Below are 6394 nucleotides of genomic sequence, written 5' to 3' on the forward strand. Positions count from 1 at the left end.
CCGTTTTTCCTGTGAGGTAGATTCTGTGAGATAGATGCTTAACCTATATAAATAATTCTTTCAAGGAAGAATTTTGAAAAAAAAGAGATTTAGTGTATCATTCATTATGGAAAAATTTAAATTTACAACCAAAATTCCACCGCTCATTCTCATAGGAACAATTATTGTACTGTTCCCAATTTTTTCCTACATGACAATCGATAGAATCAACAAGCAGAAAGCACAGAGCATAAGGCTTCTTGTTGAAAAAAGTACTGCGCTGGTCAGAGCGTTTGAAGCCGGCGCTTACACGGGGATGATGAATATGGGTTGGAGCAGGAATGCCATGGAGAACCTGTTGCGCGAAACAGCCTCATTACCGGATATTTCCTATCTTTTTATTGTGAACAAAGACGGAACTATCCTTGCGCATAACCAGAAGGAAAAGGAAGGACAAACATACGGCAGGGATCTGGATCTTACAAAGATCATAAATTCCAAACGAACCGGCTGGAGAACAAAAAAGGATGAAAGAGAAAATAAAGTGTTTGAGGTTTATAAAAAATTTTCTCCGGTCAAGGGGGAAAAACCGAATAATTCAACCGGAATGATGTCTATGCATCAAAGGATGCATGGCAGGCAGTTTAACGATGCAGATGGGTATGAAAACACTATTATTTTTGTGGGACTTGACATGCAGTTGATTGACCAGGCAGATAAAGGAGATACCCAGCACAGCATCCTGATGGCAGTGATTCTGGCTTTAATCGGTTTTACAGGGCTCATCCTTGTCTTTATCGTCCAGCGGTACGCTGCAACACGGTCATCCCTGTCAAGAATTCAGATTTTTTCAGACAACCTGGTTGAAAACATGCCGGTGGGATTAATCGCCACGGATACAAACAAACAAATTATCTCTGTAAACCCTGCAGCAGAATCCATTCTGAATATCCAATCAACCCGGGGCAGGCAAAATCTTAGCGCGGCACTTCCCGGAGAGCTTGAAAGTCTGTTGCAATCAATTGATAAAGAAAAAAATCTGGTTGAAAAAGAGATTCACATTGACGGCTTAAAAGATCAGCCCATTATTTTGGAGGTCATTGCAAGTCCATTGTATGACAAGGAAGGGATCTCACTTGGATCATTGCTTATTTTAAGGGACAAGACTGAACTGAACCGGTTGAAAATTGAAATGGAACAAAACAAACGGCTTGCAGCCATTGGGCGGCTTGCAGCAGGAGTTGCCCATGAAATCAGGAACCCTTTAAGCTCATTAAAAGGGTATGCCACTTTTTTCAAGGAAATTTTTGATAAGGATACCCAGAATTTTGATATTGCCGATGTGATGATAAAGGAAGTGGACCGGTTGAACCATGTGGTCAGCGAACTTGTTGAGCTGGCAAAACCGGTGACAATGTCTGGAAAACCAATTAATATTCAATCGCTTATTCAGGAGAGTATCAAGCTCATGGGATATGAGGCAGAGGTGAAAAATATTGAAATCAAAACGGACCTTGATCCGGATGTGCCGCAGATTTATGCAGATACCGACAGGCTCAAGCAGGTACTGCTCAACCTTTATCTGAATGCAATCCAATCCATGGAAGGCTCAGGAACGCTTGGTATCAGACTTTTTCAGAATCAATCTGATCAAAACGTTATGATCGCTGTATCAGACACAGGCACCGGTATAAAAAAAGAAGATCTGCCCGATATTTTTGAACCCTATTTCACGACAAAACTTTCCGGGACAGGACTTGGACTTGCTATTGTGCATAATATTGTCAAAGCTCATAAAGGGGAGATTAATGTAAAAAGCGACCCTGAAAAAGGAACTTCCTTTACCATTATTTTACCAGACAGGGGGATGGATGAAAATGAATAAACCAAAAAGCAACATTCTGATAGTTGATGACGATAAGACCCATCGCAATATGCTTAAAACCCTGTTGAATAAATGGGGCTATGCCCTGGCAGAAGCAGATGACGGCCAGACTGCCATCGATATGGTCGCAGAAAAACTCTATGATCTTGTTCTGATGGATATAAAGATGATTAAAGTGTCAGGGCTTGTGGCTTTGGTGGAAATCAAAAAGATCAACCCAGCCATACCTGTCATTATCATGACGGCATTTTCATCGGTTGATACCGCTGTTGAAGCCCTGAAAACCGGGGCCTATGATTATCTGACCAAACCGTTTGATTTTGACAAATTAAAACTCACCATTCAAAGATCCCTTGAACATACGCAGTTGAAAAAAGAAAATTTTCAGTTAAAGGAAACTCTGGGCAAAAACTTTAACTGCAATAATATTATCGGTAAAAATGAAAAAATGCAGAAATTGATCCAGACCATTTCCCAGGTGGCCAAAACCGATGCAACAGTATTGATCAACGGAGAATCCGGCACAGGAAAGGAGTTGATCGCAGGCGCCATCCACTACAACAGCCTGAGGAGTCAGGGTCCGTTTATCAAAATTAATTGCGCCGCCATCACGGAAACTCTTCTTGAATCGGAATTATTCGGGCATGAAAAAGGGTCGTTTACCGGAGCCAGTCGCAACAAGGAAGGCAAATTCCAGCAGGCAGACAAGGGCAGCATTTTTTTAGATGAGATCAGTGAAACCTCCATGTCCATGCAGGTAAAACTTTTACGGACTTTGCAGGAACGCGAAGTTACCCCTGTTGGCAGTGAAAAAGTCATTAAATTGGATACGCGGATTATCGCTGCAACCAATAAAAACCTGATCGATTTGATTGCCCAGGGCGAGTTCAGGGAGGATTTGTATTATCGGCTCAACGTGATCAACTTAGGCGTGCCGCCCTTAAGGCAAAGGACCGGTGATATCCAGCTTCTGGTCCAGCATTTCTTAAAAGAATATGCCCAAAAAAACAATCGTGCCATTAAAGGGTTTACTCCGGGAGCCATCAAAAAAATGGTGGAGTATCACTGGCCGGGAAATGTCAGGGAATTGATGAACACCCTGGAAAGAAGTGTGATCCTTTCAACCGGGGATTTTCTTAGCAAGGATGATATTCAGATTGAAACCAACTCTTCTGTAAAGCCGGGATTTGAGGAAAGCACAGGACAGATCAACGTGGATGAGAAAACTTTATATGAGGTTGAGAAACTCGCGATCTTAAAAATGCTGGATAAAACCGGTAATAATAAAAGTAAAACCGCCAGACGGCTGGGTATTTCAAGACGGACACTTCATCTCAAACTCAAGGATTACGGGGTGATGCCTTAAAATTCCAACACTATTAACCCTGATGGACCAGGCGTGCTTGCCAACCGGTTGCTTTTACCTATTGACGCGCTTGTTTGGGTTTGTTAAGGGATCACAGTAAATTCATAATTTACGACAAAATCAAGCCTGTTGAGAAGCGGAGACGGAAACCACGGGTTATGATGATAGCTGGATTGCAATTGAGGTAAAGAAAAGGCTTTTAACAAAATTGAATGCCGTCCGATGGGTGGCATTTTCTTAAAATGCCCAAAAGGGAGTTTTATCCATTATGTTTGACCCCAATCTGCTTCAGAAAAATATTGACGAAATAGATACCGCATTTAACTGTTTTGAAATAAAAGATTCCGAGCAGGACATCCTCGGGCTCCTGGCCAATTTTGAAAAAATGACGGCCCGGTTCACTGCCATTCCCCACCTGAATGCAATTATCAAGTGGCATAAGAATTTATTTTTCCAGAAGGCACTTCTGTTTCAAAGGGCAGAGCAGGTGTTGGATGAAGCCCTGGATGTTATTGAAGAACAAGGGGAGGACCTGTTTCTTCGCTGGAAGGTGAAGATTTATCTCTCCCTGGGATATGCTCACCGTGCCCAGTGGAATTATCTGGATGCTGAATTCTATCTGACGTATGCCCTGGATCTGGCAAAATCCGTTCCTGAATTGAATAAATTCCTTGGGGAAATTTATATCTGTCTGGGTCAGGTAAGCTTGTTGCTCAGTTGCCACCACCTGGCCAACAAGTATGCCTCTTTGGGGAAAAAGGTGTGTCATGGACGATATCATGTGGGCCCCTCGGATAAAAGCGATGGTATTATTTACGCCTATGCATTGATTAATCACAGTCGCATCAGACGTCTGATGGGGATGGTGGACCAGGAGAATGAGAACAATCTCCGTGAAGCTGTCGAAATAGCTTCACGATTCGACAACGAAAAATGCAGGATTCTCTCCGACCTGGAAACGGCTGAGTTTAAATTTGCCATCAACCATGTGGGCAGAGCCCTGGAAATGGCCTTGGTCCTGGAATCTGATCTTAAAAAGAGAGGGATGATCAAAGAGAGCATGCAGGCGAGTCTTCTGGCGGCAAAGGTATATAAAAAAATTCTGGATTACCAACTTGCTGAAGTAAAATTCAAAGAAATAATTGAGCGGTCAAAGAACCACCATTTAAAGATGGAACAGGTCGTTGCCGATGCATTTTACGGATTGGGACAGACCTATTACCGGATGGATCAGGAACAAAGAGCCTATGACTGTTTTCGCCGGGCGGCCAGGGTTGGAATGGTGATTGGCATCAAAGATATTATCATTCGGTCCTTTGAAGCCGCAAGGGTCATTGATAAATATAAGTCCAGGGAACTGTTGTCATCCAATCTGGCCCACCAGGATACTTTTGTGACGAATCGGCTGAATCTAAGCTTCAGCCCCTTTAAAAGTGGTCAGATGAAAAAAAGGCTGTTTGCCACCACCCTTTTTGTGGATATTGTGGGTTTCAGCAATTTAATGAAAAAATCAGATGAAAGCCAGATCATCCAAATGGTGAATGAGTTCATCGATCGCATGTCCCTGATTATATATCGGTATAATGGATATATGGACAAGTTTCTGGGTGATGGCTTCATGGCCATCTTTGAACATGGAGATACGGTCTCTTCCCCAAAAGTGATGGATGCCATCCGCTCGGGTATTGACATCTACCGGGCACTGAAACATAAAAACCGGAAATTGAGTAATGTGTACGGAACAGACAAAAAGATCAATGTTCGCATCGGCATCAGTACCGGAGAAATATTTGCCATGATTCTTGGCAACCATATTAAAGCAGAGTTTACCTATCTGGGCAACTCTGTGAATCTTGCCTCAAAACTGGAAAGTCAGGCCGACGATCAATGCATGTTGATTGATGAGGAGACATATAAACAGGCAAAGGGCCAGATTTTATCGAAACCCGAGATAATCACCATACCCGGCCTGGGGGAAACCTCTGCCCATAAGGTCTTGAGGCTTGCCCGGATGAATGAGAGGTCGGTCGGGTAGAGTGGAATGAAGCCAGATTACCAATATCTAAAAATTTATTTAAAATGAAAAAGACATTTCTCGCAATTTCTTCACCCTTGCAATAAGCTCCTGTGCTCTTTTATATTTTATGGTATCATTGTCTTCCATTACACCTATTAAATGCCAGGCAATCATGCAATGTGCTCCCCATTGAATATAGGCAGGCAACAGTTCTCTCTCGATTTGGTTTAGCTTGTAATATTTTTGATATTCATTAAGAAAAGTATGCAGAAGTTCTTCTGACAATTTATTATCAACATAACAAAACCCATTGATTGCCGTCCCAAGTTCATGCAATAAATTTTCAAGACAAATTACTTCAAAATCTAAAACAGCAATCAATTTATTTCCCTTAAACATTGTGTTGTCAGGGAACAAATCACCATGCACTAAACATCTGGGAAGTTTTATCGACAAGGGTTCTTCCAGATAGTTGGTTTGCTCTATGAAATACTCGAAGATATCGGGCTGTGTATAAACGGCGTCAGGAATTTTTTGAATAACAATTTTACAAAAATCAATATCCACCCAGTTTTTTTGAATAAAAGACGTCGGCACTTCCAACAAATTTAAAGTGGCAGCAACTTTGGCTATCTGTTTTGTTGTTTCTATATTCACCTCGGGGTGATGTCCGTCTATAAATTCATATATCACAGCATTATCGTTGCCAAAAGCATTAATAAATTTATTTTCCCTGTCTGGAATAGGACAAGCAGCGGGTATGTCTTTAGTCTTTAGATATTTCAAAATCTTTATTTCGGGAACAATATCCTCGACTTTTTTGTTTAGATGGATTTTCAGCAGATAATCCCTCTTATCTGTACTGACTTTATAATTTATATTAGTATAGCCCCCAACCGTACGAGTTATATTTGTAATTTTCCCACTATTGTATTTATTCATCAATAGTTGAATATAGTGCATTGCTTTTGCCTTATCATTAAAATATTCCATTGGTATTTCTATAAACTCGTGTTCGACAGTTGTAGGTTCATTTTTACCGATTTTTGTAAAAATATCCAATAAAATCAGGCCGAGTATCGAATCTGAGTTCAAAACCTGTAGGCACACGACTACTCAAATTTATCTTGACAAATATATCAATACA

4 protein-coding genes are annotated in these 6394 nt (G+C 41.2%); 3 read left to right on the plus strand and 1 reads right to left on the minus strand.

The window, feature by feature from the left end:
- Positions 1-73: 73 nt before the first annotated feature.
- The 3 genes from QAI40_RS09575 to QAI40_RS09585 all read left to right on the plus strand — a co-directional run bounded on the left by QAI40_RS09575 (position 74) and on the right by QAI40_RS09585 (position 5265).
- On the plus strand, positions 74-1864 hold the full coding sequence (locus QAI40_RS09575) for a PAS domain-containing sensor histidine kinase (RefSeq protein ID WP_299980092.1): 1791 nt from the start codon (positions 74-76) through the stop codon (positions 1862-1864).
- Entirely contained in the window at positions 1857-3230 is a 1374-nt protein-coding gene (locus QAI40_RS09580) for a sigma-54-dependent transcriptional regulator (protein WP_299980095.1), read from the plus strand. The genes QAI40_RS09575 and QAI40_RS09580 overlap by 8 nt, the downstream gene beginning before the upstream one ends.
- Before the next feature lie 268 nt (positions 3231-3498).
- Positions 3499-5265, plus strand: a complete 1767-nt coding sequence (locus QAI40_RS09585) for an adenylate/guanylate cyclase domain-containing protein (protein ID WP_299980098.1) — start codon at positions 3499-3501, stop codon at positions 5263-5265.
- A gap of 39 nt (positions 5266-5304) precedes the next feature.
- Here the strand turns inward: QAI40_RS09585 and QAI40_RS09590 are convergent, their stop codons facing one another.
- Positions 5305-6309, minus strand: a complete 1005-nt coding sequence (locus QAI40_RS09590; RefSeq protein WP_299980101.1) for a phosphotransferase — start codon at positions 6307-6309, stop codon at positions 5305-5307.
- Positions 6310-6394: the final 85 nt, after the last annotated feature.

This window comes from Desulfobacula sp., from assembly GCF_030611305.1.
In the GTDB taxonomy this organism is placed as follows: Bacteria; Desulfobacterota; Desulfobacteria; order Desulfobacterales; family Desulfobacteraceae; genus Desulfobacula.

Excerpts from the sequence above, each read along its gene's own strand:
- QAI40_RS09580 (WP_299980095.1), top strand. The coding sequence starts at position 1,857 with ATGAATAAACCAAAAAGCAACATTCTGATAGTTGATGACGATAAGACC.
- QAI40_RS09585 (WP_299980098.1), top strand. The coding sequence starts at position 3,499 with ATGTTTGACCCCAATCTGCTTCAGAAAAATATTGACGAAATAGATACC.